The organism is Mycobacterium sp. NGS64 (genome assembly GCF_059812245.1).
The window spans coordinates 889,709-907,506 of the sequence record NZ_JCALCI010000001.1 but is presented as its reverse complement, the minus strand read 5'-3'; the positions used below and the strand labels follow the sequence as shown (position 1 = coordinate 907,506).

19 protein-coding genes are annotated in these 17,798 nt (G+C 70.6%); 3 read left to right on the top strand and 16 right to left on the bottom strand.

The features are described 5' to 3' along the window. Window positions 1-14: 14 nt before the first annotated feature. From AC5Y4S_RS04515 to gatC, 3 genes are read right to left on the bottom strand one after another with little or no spacing between them, the layout of a single operon-like run. On the bottom strand, window positions 15-1,046 hold the full coding sequence (locus AC5Y4S_RS04515) for an ATP-dependent 6-phosphofructokinase (RefSeq protein ID WP_068102091.1): 1,032 nt from the start codon (window positions 1,044-1,046) through the stop codon (window positions 15-17). 54 nt (window positions 1,047-1,100) lie between these two features. Next, entirely contained in the window at window positions 1,101-2,588 is a 1,488-nt protein-coding gene (gene gatA, locus AC5Y4S_RS04510) for an Asp-tRNA(Asn)/Glu-tRNA(Gln) amidotransferase subunit GatA (protein ID WP_500030256.1), read from the bottom strand. Further along, the gene (gene gatC, locus AC5Y4S_RS04505; protein ID WP_067153317.1) at window positions 2,585-2,884 is read right to left on the bottom strand and encodes an Asp-tRNA(Asn)/Glu-tRNA(Gln) amidotransferase subunit GatC; all 300 of its coding nucleotides are present in this window, start codon (window positions 2,882-2,884) and stop codon (window positions 2,585-2,587) included. Before gatC ends, gatA begins: the two co-directional genes overlap by 4 nt. 120 nt (window positions 2,885-3,004) lie before the next feature. On the opposite strand from gatC, the gene AC5Y4S_RS04500 reads away from it, so the two are divergent. After that, a complete protein-coding gene (locus tag AC5Y4S_RS04500; RefSeq protein WP_500030248.1) occupies window positions 3,005-3,661 on the top strand; it encodes an ACT domain-containing protein in 657 nt (218 codons plus the stop codon). Window positions 3,662-3,666: 5 nt separating this feature from the next. On the opposite strand, the gene AC5Y4S_RS04495 is transcribed toward AC5Y4S_RS04500, so the two are convergent. The 6 genes from AC5Y4S_RS04495 to AC5Y4S_RS04470 form a co-directional block, all read right to left on the bottom strand. Continuing rightward, window positions 3,667-4,341, bottom strand: coding sequence for a DUF5995 family protein (locus tag AC5Y4S_RS04495; protein ID WP_500030244.1), 675 nt, complete (start codon window positions 4,339-4,341; stop codon window positions 3,667-3,669). Continuing rightward, window positions 4,338-5,462 carry a cystathionine gamma-lyase gene (locus AC5Y4S_RS04490; RefSeq protein ID WP_500030241.1) on the bottom strand — a complete coding sequence of 375 codons (1,125 nt, stop codon included), beginning with the start codon at window positions 5,460-5,462 and terminating at the stop codon, window positions 4,338-4,340. Before AC5Y4S_RS04490 ends, AC5Y4S_RS04495 begins: the two co-directional genes overlap by 4 nt. Next, on the bottom strand, window positions 5,459-7,537 hold the full coding sequence (gene ligA, locus AC5Y4S_RS04485) for an NAD-dependent DNA ligase LigA (RefSeq protein WP_500030238.1): 2,079 nt from the start codon (window positions 7,535-7,537) through the stop codon (window positions 5,459-5,461). Before ligA ends, AC5Y4S_RS04490 begins: the two co-directional genes overlap by 4 nt. A 195-nt stretch (window positions 7,538-7,732) precedes the next feature. Next, the gene (locus AC5Y4S_RS04480) at window positions 7,733-8,050 is read right to left on the bottom strand and encodes an ArsR/SmtB family transcription factor (RefSeq protein WP_500030236.1); all 318 of its coding nucleotides are present in this window, start codon (window positions 8,048-8,050) and stop codon (window positions 7,733-7,735) included. Beyond that, complete coding sequence (locus AC5Y4S_RS04475) at window positions 8,047-8,532, bottom strand: SRPBCC family protein (RefSeq protein ID WP_500030234.1); 486 nt, start codon at window positions 8,530-8,532, stop codon at window positions 8,047-8,049. Before AC5Y4S_RS04475 ends, AC5Y4S_RS04480 begins: the two co-directional genes overlap by 4 nt. A gap of 64 nt (window positions 8,533-8,596) precedes the next feature. After that, the gene (locus tag AC5Y4S_RS04470) at window positions 8,597-9,625 is read right to left on the bottom strand and encodes a uroporphyrinogen decarboxylase/cobalamine-independent methonine synthase family protein (protein ID WP_500030232.1); all 1,029 of its coding nucleotides are present in this window, start codon (window positions 9,623-9,625) and stop codon (window positions 8,597-8,599) included. Window positions 9,626-9,711: 86 nt separating this feature from the next. On the opposite strand from AC5Y4S_RS04470, the gene AC5Y4S_RS04465 reads away from it, so the two are divergent. Continuing rightward, complete coding sequence (locus AC5Y4S_RS04465; protein WP_500030228.1) at window positions 9,712-10,356, top strand: sensor domain-containing protein; 645 nt, start codon at window positions 9,712-9,714, stop codon at window positions 10,354-10,356. 4 nt (window positions 10,357-10,360) lie between these two features. Here the strand turns inward: AC5Y4S_RS04465 and AC5Y4S_RS04460 are convergent, their stop codons facing one another. From AC5Y4S_RS04460 to AC5Y4S_RS04430, 7 genes are all read right to left on the bottom strand, one after another. Continuing rightward, window positions 10,361-10,645, bottom strand: a complete 285-nt coding sequence (locus AC5Y4S_RS04460) for a DUF4190 domain-containing protein (protein WP_500030225.1) — start codon at window positions 10,643-10,645, stop codon at window positions 10,361-10,363. 93 nt (window positions 10,646-10,738) lie between these two features. After that, window positions 10,739-11,815 (bottom strand): tRNA 2-thiouridine(34) synthase MnmA, encoded by a 1,077-nt coding sequence (mnmA, locus tag AC5Y4S_RS04455; RefSeq protein ID WP_500030220.1) that lies wholly within the window; start codon window positions 11,813-11,815, stop codon window positions 10,739-10,741. Then, complete coding sequence (locus AC5Y4S_RS04450; RefSeq protein WP_500030216.1) at window positions 11,816-12,994, bottom strand: cysteine desulfurase family protein; 1,179 nt, start codon at window positions 12,992-12,994, stop codon at window positions 11,816-11,818. 33 nt (window positions 12,995-13,027) lie between these two features. Next, the gene (locus tag AC5Y4S_RS04445) at window positions 13,028-13,849 is read right to left on the bottom strand and encodes a lysophospholipid acyltransferase family protein (protein WP_500030213.1); all 822 of its coding nucleotides are present in this window, start codon (window positions 13,847-13,849) and stop codon (window positions 13,028-13,030) included. After that, a complete protein-coding gene (locus AC5Y4S_RS04440; protein WP_500030211.1) occupies window positions 13,846-14,694 on the bottom strand; it encodes a GNAT family N-acetyltransferase in 849 nt (282 codons plus the stop codon). Before AC5Y4S_RS04440 ends, AC5Y4S_RS04445 begins: the two co-directional genes overlap by 4 nt. A 246-nt stretch (window positions 14,695-14,940) precedes the next feature. Then, window positions 14,941-15,897, bottom strand: coding sequence for an electron transfer flavoprotein subunit alpha/FixB family protein (locus tag AC5Y4S_RS04435; protein WP_500030209.1), 957 nt, complete (start codon window positions 15,895-15,897; stop codon window positions 14,941-14,943). Window positions 15,898-15,938: 41 nt separating this feature from the next. Further along, the gene (locus tag AC5Y4S_RS04430) at window positions 15,939-16,739 is read right to left on the bottom strand and encodes an electron transfer flavoprotein subunit beta/FixA family protein (protein ID WP_500030207.1); all 801 of its coding nucleotides are present in this window, start codon (window positions 16,737-16,739) and stop codon (window positions 15,939-15,941) included. Between the two features lie 227 nt (window positions 16,740-16,966). On the opposite strand from AC5Y4S_RS04430, the gene AC5Y4S_RS04425 reads away from it, so the two are divergent. Then, on the top strand, window positions 16,967-17,785 hold the full coding sequence (locus AC5Y4S_RS04425) for a methyltransferase domain-containing protein (protein WP_500030203.1): 819 nt from the start codon (window positions 16,967-16,969) through the stop codon (window positions 17,783-17,785). Window positions 17,786-17,798: the final 13 nt, after the last annotated feature.

The window sequence follows — 17,798 nt, the reverse complement described above, 5'->3', positions numbered from 1 at the left end:
CCGTTCGCCACCGCTTAGCCGAAGAAGGCGGCCGCGTCGTCGTAGCGGCTCTCGGGCACCAGCTTGAGTTGGCGGGTGGCGTCGGCCAGCGACACCCGGCCGATGTCCTGGCCGCGCAGCGAGACCATCTGGCCGTACTCGCCCGCGTGCGCGGCGTCGGCGGCGTTGACGCCGAAGCGCGTCGCCAGCACCCGGTCGTACGCGGTCGGGGTGCCGCCGCGCTGGACGTGGCCCAGCACCGTCACCCGGACCTCCTTGTTGATCCGCTTCTCCACCTCGGCGCCGAGTTGCGCGGCGACGCCGGTGAACCGCTCGTGGCCGAACTCGTCAATCCCGCCCTCGCGCAACGTGATTGAGTCGGCGATCGGCTTGGCGCCCTCCGCGACCACGCAGATGAAGTGCGAATCCCCGCGCTGGAACCGGCGTTTGACGAGCCGGCACACGTCCTCGACGTCGAAGGGCTGCTCGGGGATCAGCGTCATGTGCGCGCCGGACGCAAGCCCGGCGTTCAACGCGATCCAACCCGCGTGCCGGCCCATCACCTCCACCAGCATCACCCGCTGGTGGGATTCGGCCGTGGAATGCAGCCGGTCGATGGCGTCGGTGGCCACCGTCAACGCGGTGTCGTGCCCGAAAGTCACGTCGGTGCAATCGATGTCGTTGTCGATCGTCTTCGGCACGCCGACCACGGGAACGTTCTCCTCGGACAGCCAGTGCGCGGCGGTCAGGGTGCCCTCGCCGCCGATCGGGATCAGCACGTCGATGCCGTTGTCGTCGAGGGTCTGCTTGATCTGGTTCAGCCCGGCCCGAAGTTTGTCGGGGTGCACGCGCGCGGTGCCCAGCATTGTTCCGCCCTTGGCGAGCAGGCGGTCGTTGCGGTCGTCGTTTTGCAGCTGGATGCGCCGGTTCTCCAGCAACCCGCGCCACCCGTCCTGGAATCCGACCACCGACGACCCGTATCGCGAGTCGCAGGTGCGCACCACCGCCCGGATGACGGCGTTGAGCCCGGGACAGTCGCCGCCCCCGGTGAGAATTCCGATCCGCATCTGTTCATCTTGCCCGCATGGGCCCCGGATGGCGCGACCTGGCGCAAATTGCCGCTAGACGGTGGCCGCGCTCGGCAGCGCCCCGCGGGCCGCCTCGTAGGCGGCGCCCACCCGGTACAGGCGGTCGTCGGCCAACGCCGGGGCCATGATCTGCAGCCCGACCGGCAGGCCGTCGTCCGGGGACAGCCCCGACGGCACCGACATGCCGCAGTGGCCGGCTAGGTTCAGCGGCAGCGTGCACAGGTCGAACAGGTACATCGCCAGCGGGTCGTCGACCTTCTCCCCCAGCGGGAACGCCGTGGTCGGGGTCGCCGGCGAGACGACCACGTCGACGGTTTCGTAGGCCCGGTCCAGGTCGCGCGCGATCAGCGTGCGGACCTTCTGCGCCTGGTTGTAGTACGCGTCGTAATAGCCGGCGGACAGCGCGTAGGTGCCGATCATGATGCGCCGCTTGACCTCCGGGCCGAAGCCGGCCGCGCGGGTCAGCGCCATCACCTCCTCGGCGGAATGCGTGCCGTCGTCGCCCACCCGCAGGCCGTAGCGCATCGCGTCGAAGCGGGCCAGGTTGCTGGACACCTCGGACGGCAGGATCAGGTAGTAGGCGGCAAGCGCGTGATCGAAGTGCGGGCAGTCGACTTCGCTCACCTCCGCGCCCAGCTCGGTCAGCTGCTCGACGGCGGCCTCGAACGACGTCAGCACGCCGGCCTGGTAGCCCTCGCCGCGCAGCTGCCGAACGACGCCGACGCGCACGCCGCGCAAATCACCGCCCGCGCCGGCCCTGGCGGCGGCGACGACGTCGGGCACCTCGGCGTCGACGGACGTCGAGTCGCGGACGTCGTGCCCGGCGATCACCTGGTGCAGCAGGGCGGTGTCCAGCACCGTGCGGGCGCACGGGCCGCCCTGATCCAGCGACGACGCGCAGGCGATCAGCCCGTAGCGCGACACCGTGCCGTAGGTGGGCTTGACGCCGACGGTTGCGGTCAGCGCGGCCGGCTGGCGGATCGAACCGCCGGTGTCGGACCCGATGGCCAGCGGGGCCTGGAACGCGGCCAGCGCGGCCGCGCTGCCGCCGCCGGAACCTCCGGGCACCCGGTCGGTGTCCCACGGGTTGCGGGTGGGGCCGTAGGCGGAGTTCTCCGTCGACGAGCCCATCGCGAACTCGTCCATGTTGGTCTTGCCCAGGATCGGGATGCCGGCCGCGCGCAACCGCGCGGTGACGGTCGCGTCGTAGGGGGAACGCCAGCCCTCCAGGATCTTGGAGCCACAGGTGGTGGGCATGTCGACCGTGGTGAACACGTCCTTGAGCGCCAGCGGCACCCCGGCCAGCGCCGACGGCAGCGGCACGCCGGCGGCCACCGCGTCGTCCACCGCGGCCGCGGCGGCCAGCGCCTCGTCGGCCGCGACGTGCAAAAACGCGTGGTACCGGTCGTCGGTCGCCTCGATCTGGTCCAGGCAGGCCCGGGTGATTTCGGTGGACGACAGCTCCCCGGCGGCGACCTGGGCGGCCAGCGTCGCGGCGTCGGAGCGGACGATATCGGTCACTCGGCGTCCCCCAGGATCTGCGGCACGGCGAAGCGGCCGTCGACGGCTTCGGGCGCCTCGGCCAGCGCCTCGGCCTGGGTCAGGCACGGCGTCCGCTCGTCCGGGCGGGTGACGTTGACGTCCTTGAGCGGGTTGTCGGTCGCTTCGACGCCGGTGACGTCGACCGATTGGACCTGGCTGACGTGGGTGAGGATGGCGTCGAGTTGGCCGGCGAAGCTGTCCAGCTCGGCGTCGGTCAGGGCCAGCCGGGCCAGCCGCGCAAGGTGCGCCACGTCGTCGCGGGAGATCTGGGACACGACCGGAAAGCCTAGCCCGGCGACGATGCGCGCCGCAGAGCGGCGGGAGGAGGAAGCGGGCTTCACGCCGCCGTCCCAGCCGAAATGCCGCGGATACATTGCTGTGCCAAAGTGTTGGCCGTGCCGTCGTATCTGTTGCGCATCGAGCTAGCCGACCGCCCGGGCAGCCTGGGTTCGCTGGCCGTCGCGCTCGGTTCGGCGGGCGCCGACATCCTGTCGCTCGACGTGGTGGAGCGCAGCTCGGGTTATGCGATCGACGACCTGGTCATCGAGCTGCCGCCGGGGGCGATGCCGGACCGGCTGATCACCGCCGCGGAATCACTGCCCAACGTCCGCGTGGACAGCGTCCGCCCACACACCGGGCTGCTGGAGGCGCACCGCGAGCTGGAGCTTCTCGACCATGTCGCCGCCGCCGGCGACGACGCGTCGCGGCTTAAGGTCCTGGTCAACGAGGCGCCCAAGGTGCTGCGAGTCAGCTGGTGCACGGTGTTGCGCAGTTCACACGGGGAACTGGAACGGCTCGCCGCCAGCCCCGGGTGCCCGGAAACCGAGGCCGATTCCGCCCCCTGGCTGCCGATCGAACGCGCGGCGGCGCTGGACCATACCGCCGAGTGGGTGCCGCAGGCGTGGCGCGACATGGACACCACGATGGTCGCGGCGCCGCTGGGCGACCCGCACACGGCGGTGGTGCTGGGCCGTCCGGGCCCGGAATTCCGGCCCTCGGAGGTCGCCCGGCTGGGCTATCTGGCCGGCATCGTGGCGACGATGCTGCGCTGAGGCGTTCAGGTCAGCCCGGTCAGCAACAGCCGGGAACCCATCCCCACCGTGCGGGCCAGCCCCGCGGCATAAGCGTCGAACAACCCGCTGACCCGTCGCAGCTCCCACATCGTCTGCGCGGTCAGCCACGCGAAATCGCGCGCCTTCGCGATGTCCCACGAGGTGATCAGGTGCGCGACCGGCTCGAGGTGATCGTCGATCGACCTTTCCACGTCGTCAAGGAAGGACCGCCGGATCTCGGCCTCGACGCTGGCGAGGACGTCGTTGATCTTCTCGTAGTCCGCGTGCACGCCCGCGCTGTCCGGCGTGCACCGGCGCGCGGCACACGTGCCGATCACGGCGAGCGGCAGGTCGTGCTCGATGTGCGCGTTCATGCCGGCAAGCGCGAACTGAATCGGCAGGATTGCCTTGCTTTCTCGGGCCGCGAACAGCGGCGCCCACGCCTTGGGCTTGGCGCCGGCGGCGTCGTATGCGTCGAACCAGTAACCGGCGAAGCGGACGTCGAGATCGGTGACGAACGCCTCGTCGTGGAACACGCCCTTCGTCGCGAGCCGGTCCGCCATCATCTCGGTCACGCGCAGGTAGACGCCGTTGAACACCTCGGCGCCGTCATCGGGCGGCAGTTGTGCCGCGATGGCCCGCATGCGCGCGACCACGTCGGCAACGGAGGTCGGGCTCATCCGCCCATCACAGCAGATGCGGCGAGCGACCGCTCGATGTCGGCAACCAGGTCGTCGGTGTCTTCGATGCCCAGCGAGAGGCGCACGAATCCGTCGGCGACGCGATCACCCCACCGTCCCCGGCGATCCGCCGAGGTGTGGATGCCACCGAAGCTGGTGGACGCGATCAGCAGCTCGGACCCGTCCACCAGTGCCTGCACCGCGGCCGCGTCGGCCAACTCGAATGAGACCAGGGTCCCGAACCGGCGCATCTGTGCGACGGCCACGGGGTGCGCCGGGTCCTCGGCCAGACCCGGGTAGCGCACGGCTCGTGCCGCCGGATGGCCGGCCAGCATCGTCGCGACCGCTTGCGCATTGCGGCACTGGCGGTCGAATCGCAGCCCGGCGCTGCCCAGGCTGCGCAGCAGCAGCCACGTCTCGAAGCCGCCGAGGATCGCACCGGCGAGCAGCCGATGGCGTTCGACGGCGGCGAGCAACTCGGGCCGGTTGGTCGCCACGTAACCGGCCAGCAGGTCACTGTGCCCCGAGAGCCCCTTGGTGGCGCTGGCCACCACCAGGTCGGCGCCCAGCGCCAGGGGGCACTGACCGAACGGGGTAGCCGCGGTGTTGTCGACGATCAACCGCGCGCCGCGAGAATGGCACACGGTGGCCAACCGCCGCAGGTCGATCACATCCAGCGCGGGATTGGTGGGCGTTTCGGCCAGTACCACGTCCGCGCCGGCCGCCGCGTCGTAGATTTGCGAACTCGACGCCTCGATCACCGAAACACCTGCGGGCGCAAGGTGTTCCGCCGCATACTGGCGCACCTGATAGTAGCCGTCGGACGGCACCACCAAGGCCGACCCGGGACGGGCCAGTGCGCACAGTGCGGCACTGATGGCCGCCATGCCCGAGCTGAAGACCACCGCGCCGCTCGCTCCCTCCAACGCGGCGAGGGCCGATTCCACTTGCCGCCAGGTCGCATTGGAGCTGCGGCCGTAGGTATCGAGATCGGAGGCTTCGTCGGCCGACAGGTGATAGGTGGAGGCCAGCACCGCCGGCGGCGCCACCGGCTGGCCGTCGACGGCCGGGGAGCTTACGGCCTTGACGCTGCGCGTCGAATCACCGTACGAACTGCTCACTCGTCAGCCCCGGAAGGCCCGTCGGCCAACAACTTTCGGAACCCGTCTTCGTCGAGGATCGGCACCCCCAACTCCATCGCCTTGTCGTACTTGGAGCCCGGCGAGTCGCCGGCGACGACGTAGTCGGTCTTCTTCGACACCGATCCCGCGGCCTTGCCGCCGCGCGACACGATCGCCTCTTTGGCGTCGTCGCGCGAAAAACCCGCCAGCGAACCGGTGACCACTATCGTCAGGCCCTCGAGGGTGCGCGGCACGCTCTCGTCGCGTTCGTCGGCCATCCGCACCCCGGCCGCCCGCCATTTGCCGATGATCGCCCGGTGCCAATCGACCGTGAACCATTCGGTGACCGCGGCGGCGATCGTCGGGCCGACGCCCTCGACCGCGGCCAGCCGCTCGGTGGACGCGTCCTCGATCGCCTGCAGGTCGCCGAATTCGGTGGCCAGCGCGCGGGCCGCCGTCGGCCCGACGTGCCGGATCGACAACGCCACCAACACCCGCCACAGCGGCTTCGCTTTGGCCACATCGAGATTCGCCAGCAGCCGCGCGCCGTTGGCCGACAACCCGCCGGCCTTCGTCCGGAACAGCTCGGTTTGCAACAGGTCGTCCTCGGACAGCGAAAACAGGTCGCCCTCGTCGGCGATCACGCCGGCGTGCAGCAGCGCGGTGGCGGCCTCGTAACCCAGTCCCTCGATGTCGAGCGCGCCGCGGCCCGCGACGTGAAAAACCCTCTCCCGCAACTGCGCCGGGCACGACCGCGCGTTGGGGCAGCGGATGTCGGCGTCGCCCTCCTTGGCCGGGGCAAGCGGGGTGCCGCATTCGGGACACGTTGTGGGCATGACGAATTCGCGTTCCGAGCCGTCGCGCAGGTCGACGATCGGGCCGAGCACCTCGGGGATGACGTCGCCGGCCTTGCGAATCACCACGGTGTCGCCGATCAACACGCCCTTGCGCTTGACCTCGGCGGCGTTGTGCAGCGTGGCCAGCCCCACCGTCGACCCGGCCACCTTGACCGGCGTCATGAACGCGAACGGCGTGACGCGCCCGGTCCGCCCGACGTTGACGCGGATGTCCAGGAGCTTGGTCTGCACCTCCTGGGGCGGGTACTTGTACGCGATCGCCCACCGCGGCGCCCGCGAGGTCGAGCCCAGCCTGCGCTGCAGCGCCACATCGTCGACTTTGACCACCACACCGTCGATTTCGTGATCCACGTCGTGGCGGTGTTCGCCCCAGTAGGTGATGCGCTCCAGCGCGCCCGCCACGTTTTCCACCCGGGTGGTGTGCTCGGAGACGGGCAGGCCCCACGCGCCCAGCGCCAGGTAGGCGTCGTGCAGCGTGGCCGGGCGGAAGCCCTCGGTGTGTCCCACCCCGTGACAGATCATCCGCAGCCTGCGCCGCGCGGTGACCGCGGGGTCCTTCTGGCGAAGGGAGCCCGCCGCGCTGTTGCGCGGGTTGGCGAAGGGCGTCTTGCCGTCCTCGACCAGCGCGGCGTTGAGCGCCTCGAAGTCGTCCAGCCGGAAGAACACCTCGCCGCGAACCTCGAGAACCTTCGGCACCGGGTAGTCCTTGCCGGCCGTGAGCCGTTCCGGGACGTCGTCGATGGTTCTGGCGTTCAGCGTGACGTCCTCGCCGGTGCGCCCGTCGCCCCGCGTCGCCGCCCGGACCAGGCGACCGTCGCGATACACCAGCGACAGCGCGACGCCGTCGATCTTGAGCTCACACAGGTAGGGCACGTCGTCACCGACCTCGGCGCGCACGCGCGCGGCCCACACCTCGAACTCCTCGGCGCTGAACACATTGTCCAGGGACAGCATTCGTTCCAGGTGCTCGGCCTCGGTGAAATCGGTGGCGAAGCCGGCCCCGCCGACGAGCTGGGTCGGCGAATCGGGCGTGCGCAGTTCGGGATGCTGCTCCTCGAGCGCTTGAAGCCGTCGCAGCAGCATGTCGAACTCCGCGTCGGAGATGATCGGGGCGTCGCGCACGTAGTAACGAAACTGGTGTTCGCGCACCTCGTCGGCCAGTTCTTGCCATTGCCGCCGAACGTCCGGCGCTACGGAGTCAGCTTCTGCCGAAGTCACCTTCGCAGGCTATCTAAGGGCGCCGACGGCCGACTGCGACACCTCAGTCACATCCACCACACCCGTCTCTCTTGCGGCCGGCACCCCACGTGCCCGCCTCACAGCGACTATTCGCGGGCCCGACGCCGGCCGAGTCATTAGTCGCTGTGAGGCGGGCACTACGGCACATCCCTCCGAGCTGTGACCAGGAGTGACTCACTCCTCTTCCACGAATGCCCGCAACCGTTCCACCGCGGCGTCCCAGCGCCGCGACAGCTGGTCGAGGTAGTCGCTGGCCTGGGCCAGCGGTTCGGTCCGCACCGTCCAGACGCGCTCGCGACCGCGGCGGCTGCTGCTGACCAGCCCGGCGTTCTCCAGCAGCGCCAGGTGCTTGCTGGCCGCCTGCCGGGTAACCGGAATGACCTCGGTGACTTGCGATGTCGAGCACGGCCCGACGTCGCAGAGCCGCACGACGATGCGCAGCCGATTCGCATCCCCAAGCGCGTCGAACAGCGGCGCGCCGACGGCGCTCATACCCGGGTGCCCTCCAGATACCGGCGCACGAGGTCGGTCTGCATGGCCCACCCCTCGGAGTTGGCCTCGAACGCGGAAGCGCGCCGCGCCGCCGGGATGGCGGCGAAACCCGATTCGGTGATGGTGAGCAGCACGCCGTCGGGCGTCTCGGCGAGGGTGAACTCGACCAGCGTGGTCGGCTCATCGTCCGCATCCGGCTCGCCCGCGCACGGCTGCCAGCGGTAGGCGAATCGCCGCCGCGGCTCGATCGCGACGATCTCCCACGTGGTTGTCACGCCGGTGTGTGGCTCCTGGCGCTTGGCGACCTCATCGTCAACGGTGGTCGGGGTGATGGTCGCGCTGACGGGTTGGCCCGCGACGAACGGCCCGTCGAAGCGGACGCCGAACCAGCGCCCGAACTGCTCGGCGTCCGTGATGGCCCGCCACACCCGGTCCAGCGGCGCGCGCAACACGACTTGTTTCTGAATTTGATCAGTACTCATATGCAACCTCCTGGTTGCCTTTTAGTTCAGCACATCCATTGGGAAAACGCAACCAATTGGTTGCCTATTGGATGGCGTCCGGGTCTTCGGCGAACGCCTCGGCGGCCTTGCGGGCGAGCTCGATCGCGGTTCGGGCCCACTGCGGCGTCGCGCCCGCCAGGCCGCACGCCGGGGTCACGCCGATGCGCTCGCGCAACGCCGAGCGGCCGAATCCGAGGCGATCGGTCACCGCGACGACGGCGGTGGCGACCTCCTCGGCCGACGGCCGCTTTGGCGGCGCCGTCGCCGGGACCACGCCCAGCGCGACGGTGCGGCCCGACTCCACGAATGCCGCGATGCCGTCGAGGTCCTCGGCGCGCAGCGCGCCGGCATCGACAGAAACCCCACCAATACCGCTGCGCCCCAACAGATCCCACGGCAACGAAGGCGCGCAACTGTGCAGCAGCACGTCGGCGCCGACGGTCGCGGCGCACGAGTCGAGCAGTCCCTGGGCGACCGCCTCGTCGAGCGGGGCGACCGGGCTCAGCGCCGTCACCCCGGTCAGCTGTCCGTCCAATGCCTCCGGCAGCGACGGCTCGTCGAACTGCACCACCACCGGCGTATCGAGGCGGCGGGCGAGCGCCGCGCGGTGCGCCGCAACGCCTTCCGCCAGCGAGGCGGCCAGGTCGCGCACGGCGCCGGGGTCGGTGATGGCCCGGTGACCGTTGGCCAGCTCGAGCCCGGCGGCCAGGGTGATCGGCCCGGGGGCCTGCACCTTGACGACGCGCTCACCGCCGCGCAGCCCCGCCGTCTCCCAGGCCTCCTCCAGCGCGTCCATGTCCTCGTCGAGCAGGCTGACGGCGCGGCGCGTCACGGCGCCGGGCCGGGCGACGATGCGATAGCCGCGCGGCACCGTGTCGATCGCGACGTCGACCAGCAGCGCGCCGGCCCGCCCGACCAGGTCGGCACCGACTCCGCGGGCGGGCAGCTCGACGATGTGGGCCAGCGCGCCCGCCAGCTCGCCGACCACCACCGCGGCGGCCTCGCGCGCCGCGGTGCCGGGCCACGATCCGATGCCGCTGCCCGTCGCGAACGGATGCGCGAAAACACTCACCGGCCAACCGTATTCGACGTCGCCTAGCGCGCCGGTCGCGAGGGGTGTTGCGGCGAGGTAGGTTCTAGCCGAGAAGGGTGCAAACGGTGGGGCGTAGAGCGAGATTCACCAGGCCGCTGCTGTTGGTGGGCGCGGTGTTGCTGGCGGCGGCGTGCACCCGGGTGGTGGGCGGCACCCCGCTCGCGGGATTCGGGCCCGCCGCCAAGGGCGTCCAGGGCGTCAACGTCGACACGATCCTCCTGGACCAGTCACGGATGCGGGCCATCACCGGCGCCGGCGAGCACCTGACGATCATCCCCTCGATGGACGGCACCCGCCCGGTCGACATCGACGCGCTCGCCGAGGCGACGCCCGCCGAATGCCGGTTCCTCTATGCCGAGACGGCGACCTTTGGCCCCGACATCGAGGAGTTCCACAAGACCACCTTCCAGGACCCGCCCGACGGGGCGCTGATCTCCGAGGGCGCCGCCGCCTACCAGGACGTCGACACCGCGCGACGGGCGTTCAGCGCCCTGGTCGGCGCCGTCCGCGGCTGTGCGGGCGGCTCGGCGGGCGAGTCGTTGGTCGGCGGGTGGACGGCCGACGCAACATCGCTGCACCTCGGACCCGGCGGGTGCGGCCGCGACTACCGGGTGCTGAAGGTGGCCATGGTGGAGGTCACGTTCTGCGGCTTCGCGCAATCGGTGTCGGACATCGTGATGACGAACATCGCCGCCAACATCCCGGGCTAACTCGTCACCAGTGCGCCGTCGCCATCAGCTCGAAGTTGGGGTGGCCGTACTTGACCCACATCGCCACGTGCAGGGCCGTCATGGCCGCCGAGACCGCCAGGGCCGCGATCGCCAACCCGAAGCCGTTCTGCCCGCGGTGCTTGACCTGGTGCAGCGCGACGACGGCAAAGATGCTGCTCAGCAGTGGGCTGCCGTACATGCCCATGAGGCTCAGCACGAAGGCCGCGATGGCCCAGGCGTTGGTCTGGACGGACGACTCCTCGCGCGCCGCGACTTGCTGGGTGCTCATGTCTGTTGGCTCCTTTCCTGGCTGTCACGGAAAGGATCGGAAACCGCCCTTGGCGGATCCTTGATGAATCCTTGATGCGCTCGGCGCGGGCGCTCAGCGCGACGTGCCGGCGATGGTGGCGCTGCCCAGCACCTCGTCGCCGTCGGGATCCGGGCGGTAGAGCACCAGCGTCTGCCCGGGCGCCACGCCACGCAGCGGGACCCGCAGCCGAACGACGAGCTCGTCGCCGATGAGTTCGGCCACGGCGCCCGCCGTCTCGCCGTGCGCGCGCACCTGGACCACGCACTCGACGGGCCCGTCCAGTGGGGCTCCCCCGGTGAACACCGGCGACCGCCCGACCAGGCCGCGCACGTCGAGGTCGGCCGCGTCCCCGACTTCGACCGTCCCCGTCTCGGCGTCGATCGACGTGACGTAGCGCGGGCGGCCGTCAGGTCCCGGGCCGGCGATGCCCAGCCCCTTGCGTTGCCCGATGGTGAAACCGTGCACCCCGTCATGGGTGGCCAGCACCGCCCCGTCGGCGGTGACGACGGCGCCGCGGCGCACCCCGATGCGCTCCCCCAGGAAGGCCCGGGTGTCCCCGGACGGGATGAAGCAGATGTCGTGGCTGTCCGGCTTGTCGGCGACGGCGAGGCCGCGACGGGCGGCCTCGGCCCGGATTTCAGGCTTGGGGGTATCGCCGATCGGGAAGGCCGCGTGCCGCAACTGCTCGGCGGTCAGCACGGCCAGCACGTAGGACTGGTCCTTGTCCCGGTCGACGGCGCGGCGCAGCCTCCCCCCGGACAGCCGGGCGTAGTGACCGGTGGCCACCGTGTCGAATCCCAGCGCAACGGCCTTCGCCGACAGCGCCGAGAACTTGATCCGCTGATTACACCGCACGCAGGGGTTCGGGGTCTCACCGCGCGCGTACGACTCGACGAAGTCGTCGATCACGTCCGCCTTGAACCTCTCCGCGAAATCCCATACGTAGAACGGGATTCCGAGCACGTCGGCGACGCGGCGCGCGTCGGAGGCGTCTTCCTTCGAACAGCAGCCCCGCGAGCCGGTGCGCAGCGTGCCCGGCGCCGAGGACAGCGCCAGGTGCACACCGATCACGTCGTGCCCGGCGTCGACCATGCGGGCGGCGGCGACCGACGAATCGACGCCGCCGCTCATCGCGGCGAGGACCTTCACTTACGGCGCCCCCGCGGCGGCCAGCGCGGCCCGCCGGGCGCGGTCCACGGCGCCGGGCAGCACCCGCAGCACCGCATCCACGTCGGCGTCAACGCTGGTGTGCCCCAACGACAGTCGCAACGACCCTCGCGCGCTCGCCGGATCGACGCCCATCGCGACCAGCACGTGCGACGGCTGCGCCACACCGGCGGTGCAGGCCGAGCCGGTCGAACACTCGATCCCGTTGGCGTCCAACAGCATCAACAGCGCGTCGCCCTCGCAGCCGCGGAAGGTGAAGTGCGCGTTGCCCGGCAGCCGCAACGGGTCGCGGGCGCCGTTGAGGCTGACGTCGTCGATGCCGGCCAGGACGCCCTCGACCAGCCGATCGCGCAACACCCGCAGCCGCGCGCTGTTCGGCTCGAGGCCGTCCACCGCGATCCGGGCCGCCGCCGCCATGCCGACGGCACCGGCGACATCCGGTGTGCCGGAACGGATGTCGCGCTCCTGGCCACCCCCGTGCGACAGCGGCACGCAGGCGACATCGCGGCGCAGCAGCAGCGCCCCCACGGCGGGCGGACCGCCGAACTTGTGCGCTGTCACGCTCATCGCCGAGAGACCGCTGGCCGCGAAGTCGACGGGCAACTGCCCCACCGCCTGAACGGCGTCGCTGTGCATCGGGACGCCGAATTCGGCGGCGACGGCCGCGAGTTCGGCGACCGGCATCACGGTGCCGACCTCGTTGTTGGCCCACATCACCGACACCAGCGCGACGTCATCGTGGCTCTGCAGCGCCTCGCGCAGCGCGGCCGCCGACACCGACCCATCCGCGGCGGTGGGCAGCCAGGTCACCTCGGCGCCTTCGTGCTCGACGAGCCAGTTCACCGAATCCAGCACGGCGTGGTGTTCCACCTCGCTGGCGATGATGCGCCTCCGCGACGGTTCGGCGCCGCGGCGGGCCCAATAGATGCCCTTGACGGCCAGGTTGTCGCTCTCGGTGCCGCCCGCGGTGAAGATGACCTCAGAGGGGCGCGCGCCCAGTTTGTCGGCGATCAGCTCCCGGGATTCCTCGATGCGCCGCCGCGCCGCCCGCCCGCTGGTGTGCAGCGAGGACGCGTTGCCGACGGTGCCGAGCGCGGCCGTCATCGCCTCGATGGCGGCGGGGTGCATCGGGGTGGTGGCGGCGTGGTCGAGGTAAACCATGACGCGCCCCACGATACCTGCAGGTCTGTATAGCTAACCCACCAGCACGTGGCGGCGCCGGGGGCGCTGCGGCACTCCCACACCGACCGCCGACTCGCAGCGGCGGGCCAGCGCCCGCCGATCGGTGCCCGGCAGCTGCAGGGATTCCACGTGCACGTGCGCCAAGGTGCGGCGCACGGCCAGCAACCGGCACATCGAGCGCCACAGGGTGTCGTCACCCACGAAGGCGGGAGCGGTCGAAACGCTGCCGTCGACGTGGTGGTAGGTCAACCGGAGCGGCTGCACCGGGCGGCCGGCGTCGATCGCGGCCTGGAACATCGCCGGGTAGAACGAGCCACAGGCCACCCCGCACCACGTGGTGCCCTCCGGGAATGCCACCACGGTCTGGCCCGCGCGCAGTCGCCGTGCGGCCGTTTCGACCACCCAGGGCAGCCGCCGCAGGTTGGCCCGCTCGATGGGAATGATTTTGAGCAGGCGCACCGCGAGCTCACCAAACAAATCGGCGCGGGCCACGAACGAGCCGGGCAACACCGAGCCGATCGCGAACACGTCCAGCCAGGACATGTGGGGGCTGACCACGAGGACCCCACGCAGGTTGCGGATCGGACTGCCGGACACGCTGATCCGGACACCGAAGCAGCGCAGCAGCACCCGGCAGCAGAACCGTTGCACCCGCATCTGGCCCGGCAGCGGCACCAGCGCCAGCGGCACCACCGCCGCCAACAGCAGCGCCAGCATGACGCGAAGCGTCACCCGCAGCACCACCCGCCACCGCGACGACGCGGGGCCCACCCGCACACAGCTGCTGTCGCACGTCGCGCGGGGCAGCCAGGCGTGGGCGGCGGGGGCGTTCACTGCGCGCCGCCCACCATTTCGGAAGCCGCCGACACGGATCGAAGCCGCTTGAGATATCGGGTATCGGCGCGTCGCTTGTCCAGCAGGACGCAGAAGTCGCCGACGCCGAAGTCCGGGTCGTGCGCGGGCTCACCGCAGACCTGGGCGCCCAGCCGCAGGTAGCCGCGCATCAGCGGGGGCACCGAGGGCCGCAGCGGCGCGGGGATGTCGTCGAGGGACCGCCCGGCCACCCGCACGGGCCGGTGGGGGCGCACCCGGTACTGCGGCGGCGCGGCGTGGCGGTTCAGGATGAAGTCGCGCACCCCACGCAGTTGGCTGCCGGGAGCGTCCCCGTCCGACTCGTCGCCGATGGGCACCGACACGCAGCCGGTCACGTAGTCGTAGCCGTAGCGATCCAGGTAGGCCAGGATGCCGGCCCACATGAGCAGCACCACGCCACCGTTGCGGTGACCGTCGCGGACCACCGCGCGTCCCATCTCCACCAACGACGGCCGCAGCGGGTCGAAGGCGCGAACGTCGAATTCCGTTGCGGTGTAAAGCCCCCCGGCCGCGATGGCCCCGGTGGGTGCCAGCATCCGGTAGCAACCCACCAGCTCGCCGGTGTCGTCGTCGCGCACCAGGAGGTGGTCGCAGTATTCGTCGAACCTGTCGACGTCGAGGCCCTCGGCGCCGGCGGTCGGCAGGGCGAAACCCGGCGTGCTGGTGAATACGTCGTACCGGAGCCGCTGCGCCGCCTCGATCAAAGTGGGATCGGTGGACAGCAACAGCGAATAGCGCGGCCCGGCCGAGCTGGTCGCCGTGCCGTCCGGCGCGTCGGCGGCTATCAGGACAGAAGCAATGCTCATGGGAAACAACGTGGCGCAACCGATGAGCTAGTCGGCATCGACGCTGTGACGTGTCGGTGCACGTCAGATGACGAAATATCGCGAAATTTCGCCCTAATTGACCGCGCGGTTAACGGACGCAGGACCGCGGGTGCCGCCGCAGCGGCACGAATTACTCGTCACCGCAAGCGAAACGCCGGGCGTCATCCCGGGATCGCTTGCCGCGCTTGGGTTCTCGGCCGGGGATGGACCCGGCCGCGGGCGAAATCAGCCCTTTCGCGCCTTGATCGCGTCCGTCAGCTGCGGGGCGACCTTGAACAGGTCGCCCACCACGCCGTAGTCGGCGATCTCGAAGATCGGTGCCTCTTCGTCTTTGTTGACCGCGACGATGGTCTTCGAGGTCTGCATGCCCGCGCGGTGCTGGATCGCACCGGAGATGCCCAGCGCGATGTAGAGCTGCGGCGACACCGTCTTGCCGGTCTGGCCGACCTGGAACTGGCCCGGGTAGTAGCCGGAGTCGACCGCGGCGCGCGACGCGCCGACGGCGGCACCCAGCGAGTCGGCCAGGGCCTCGACCACGCTGAAGTTCTCCGCGCTGCCGACGCCGCGACCGCCGGAGACGACGATGGTGGCCTCCGTCAGCTCGGGGCGGTCACCGGCAACCGCAGGCTCGCGGGAGGTGACCTTGGTGGCGTTCTCCGCGGGCGCGGGCACCTCGACGGTGACCTCTTCACCGGCGCCGGCCTGCGGCTCGGCGTCCACCGCACCGGCGCGCACCGTGATGATCGGGGTGTCGCCGTTGGCCTGCGCCTCGACGGTGAATGCGCCACCGAAGATGGAGTAGGTGGCCTTGTTGCCTTCCTTGACCTCGACCACGTCGACCAGCAGGCCGGAGCCGAGTCGGGCCGCGAGCCGGCCCGCGATCTCCTTGCCGTCGGCGTTGGCGGCCAGCAGCACGGCCGCGGGCGAACTGGACTCGGCAATCGACGCCAGCACGTCGATAACCGGGGTGAGCAGGTAGGAGTCGACGTCGTCGGATTCGGCGACGTAGATCTTGGCGGCGCCCGCCTCCTTCAGGCCGTCGACCAGCGGCGCCGCCGTGCCCGGCGCACCGACCACGACGGCGGACGGCTCGCCCAGCACGCGGGCGGCGGTGATCAGTTCGGACGTGACCTTCTTCAGCGCGCCTTCGGCGTGCTCGACCAACACCAGTACTTCAGCCATGGGTTATTTCGCTCTTCTCGTCTGTGGTTTTCGTGCTCGTGCTAGATGATCTTCTGGGCGACCAGGTACTGGGCGACCTGGTTGCCGCCCTCGCCCTCGTCGGTGACCTTCTCGCCCGCGGTCTTCGGCGGCTTCGGCGTCGACGACAGCACCGTCGAGCCGGCGTTGGCCAGGCCCACCTCGTCGGCCTCGACGCCGATCTCGGCCAGGGTCAGCACCGTGACCTCTTTCTTCTTGGCGGCCATGATGCCCTTGAAGGACGGGAAGCGCGGCTCGTTGATCTTCTCCGTCACGCTGACCACCGCGGGCAGGGTGGCCTCGAGCGTGAACACGCCGTCGTCGGTCTCCCGTTCGCCGGTGACCTTGCCGCCCTCGATGGACAGCTTGCGCAGGTGGGTCAGCTGCGGCAGGCCGAGGTACTCGGCGATGACGGCCGGCACCGCGCCGCCCGTGCCGTCGGTGGCCTCGTTGCCCGCGATGACGAGCTCGGTGCCCTCGATGGTGCCCAGCGCGCGCGCCAGGGCCCAGGCGGTCTGGATCAAGTCCGAGCCGTGCATGCCGTCGTCCTTGAGGTGGACGGCCTTGTCGGCGCCCATCGACAGGGCCTTGCGGATCGCCTCGGTGGCCCGCTCGGGCCCGGCGGTCAGCACGGTCACGGACCCGTCGACGCCGTCGGCGGTTTCCTTCTCCCTGATCTGCAATGCCTCTTCCACGGCGCGCTCGTTGATCTCGTCCAGCACCGCGTCGGCGGCCTCGCGGTCCAGCGTGTAATCGCCGTCGGTGAGCTTGCGCTCCGACCAGGTGTCTGGGACCTGCTTGATCAGGACCACGATGTTCGTCATGAGTCTGGTTCGTCCTCCTCGAAGGGGTCACGCAGCGCTCGACTGCGGACCTCGGCCACGCACATTAAAGACTGCACGACGTGTTACCGGCGGGTAACTTTGTGCGGTCTGCTCTCACACCATAGCGGGTCGTAGTGCAGGTTCTTTCGGCCCGTCTGTCCCTTCCGGCCGGGGTGCCCACTTCGCCGGTTCGCGAATCGGACACTTCGCGTTAGCCTGCCTATTCAATGAGCGCATTCTCCCCCGACGTCCCCTCGGACGCGCCCGCCCCGCAGGCATCGGCCCCTGCAGCGGTCGACGCGGTGTTGACGCTGACGGGCGAGCGCACCATCCCGGACCTGGACATCGAGAACTACTGGTTTCGCCGGCATCAGGTCGTCTACCAGCGGCTTGCGCCGCGCTGCGCGGGCGCCGACGTGCTCGAGGCGGGCTGCGGCGAGGGTTACGGCGCCGACCTGATCGCGGCCGTCGCGCGCCGAGTCGTCGCGGTGGACTACGACGCGGCCGCGGTGGCCCACGTCCGCAACCGCTACCCCCGCGTCGAGGTCATGCAGGCCAACCTCGCGGAGCTGCCGCTGCCCGACGCCTCGATGGATGTTGTGGTGAACTTCCAAGTCATCGAGCACCTGTGGGATCAGCCACAATTCGTCGCCGAGTGCGCCCGGGTGCTGCGGCCCTCGGGGCTGCTGATGGTGTCCACCCCCAACCGGATCACGTTCTCACCGGGCCGCGACACCCCGGTCAACCCGTTCCACACCCGCGAACTCAACGCCGACGAGCTGACCGAGCTGCTCGTCGACGCGGGCTTCCGCGACGTCGCCGTCTGCGGGCTGTTTCACGGCCCGCGCCTGCGCGAGATGGACGCGCGCCACGGCGGGTCGATCATCGACGCGCAGATCCGGCGGGCGGTCGCAGACGCACCGTGGCCGCCCGAACTGGCCGCCGACGTCGCCGCGGTCACCTGCGACGACTTCGACCTCATCGACGCCGGCGACCGCGACATAGATGAAAGCCTGGATCTGATCGCGATCGCGGTGCGGCCGTGAGCACCCCGCACGT

Coding starts and splice junctions, on each gene's coding strand:
- AC5Y4S_RS04440 (WP_500030211.1), bottom strand. CDS start 14,694: ATGAGCATTGCTTCTGTCCTGATAGCCGCCGACGCGCCGGACGGCACG.
- AC5Y4S_RS04435 (WP_500030209.1), bottom strand. CDS start 15,897: ATGGCTGAAGTACTGGTGTTGGTCGAGCACGCCGAAGGCGCGCTGAAG.
- AC5Y4S_RS04460 (WP_500030225.1), bottom strand. CDS start 10,645: ATGAGCACCCAGCAAGTCGCGGCGCGCGAGGAGTCGTCCGTCCAGACC.
- AC5Y4S_RS04515 (WP_068102091.1), bottom strand. CDS start 1,046: ATGCGGATCGGAATTCTCACCGGGGGCGGCGACTGTCCCGGGCTCAAC.
- AC5Y4S_RS04430 (WP_500030207.1), bottom strand. CDS start 16,739: ATGACGAACATCGTGGTCCTGATCAAGCAGGTCCCAGACACCTGGTCG.
- AC5Y4S_RS04495 (WP_500030244.1), bottom strand. CDS start 4,341: ATGAGCCCGACCTCCGTTGCCGACGTGGTCGCGCGCATGCGGGCCATC.
- AC5Y4S_RS04475 (WP_500030234.1), bottom strand. CDS start 8,532: ATGAGTACTGATCAAATTCAGAAACAAGTCGTGTTGCGCGCGCCGCTG.
- AC5Y4S_RS04480 (WP_500030236.1), bottom strand. CDS start 8,050: ATGAGCGCCGTCGGCGCGCCGCTGTTCGACGCGCTTGGGGATGCGAAT.
- AC5Y4S_RS04450 (WP_500030216.1), bottom strand. CDS start 12,994: ATGGTTTACCTCGACCACGCCGCCACCACCCCGATGCACCCCGCCGCC.
- AC5Y4S_RS04425 (WP_500030203.1), top strand. CDS start 16,967: ATGAGCGCATTCTCCCCCGACGTCCCCTCGGACGCGCCCGCCCCGCAG.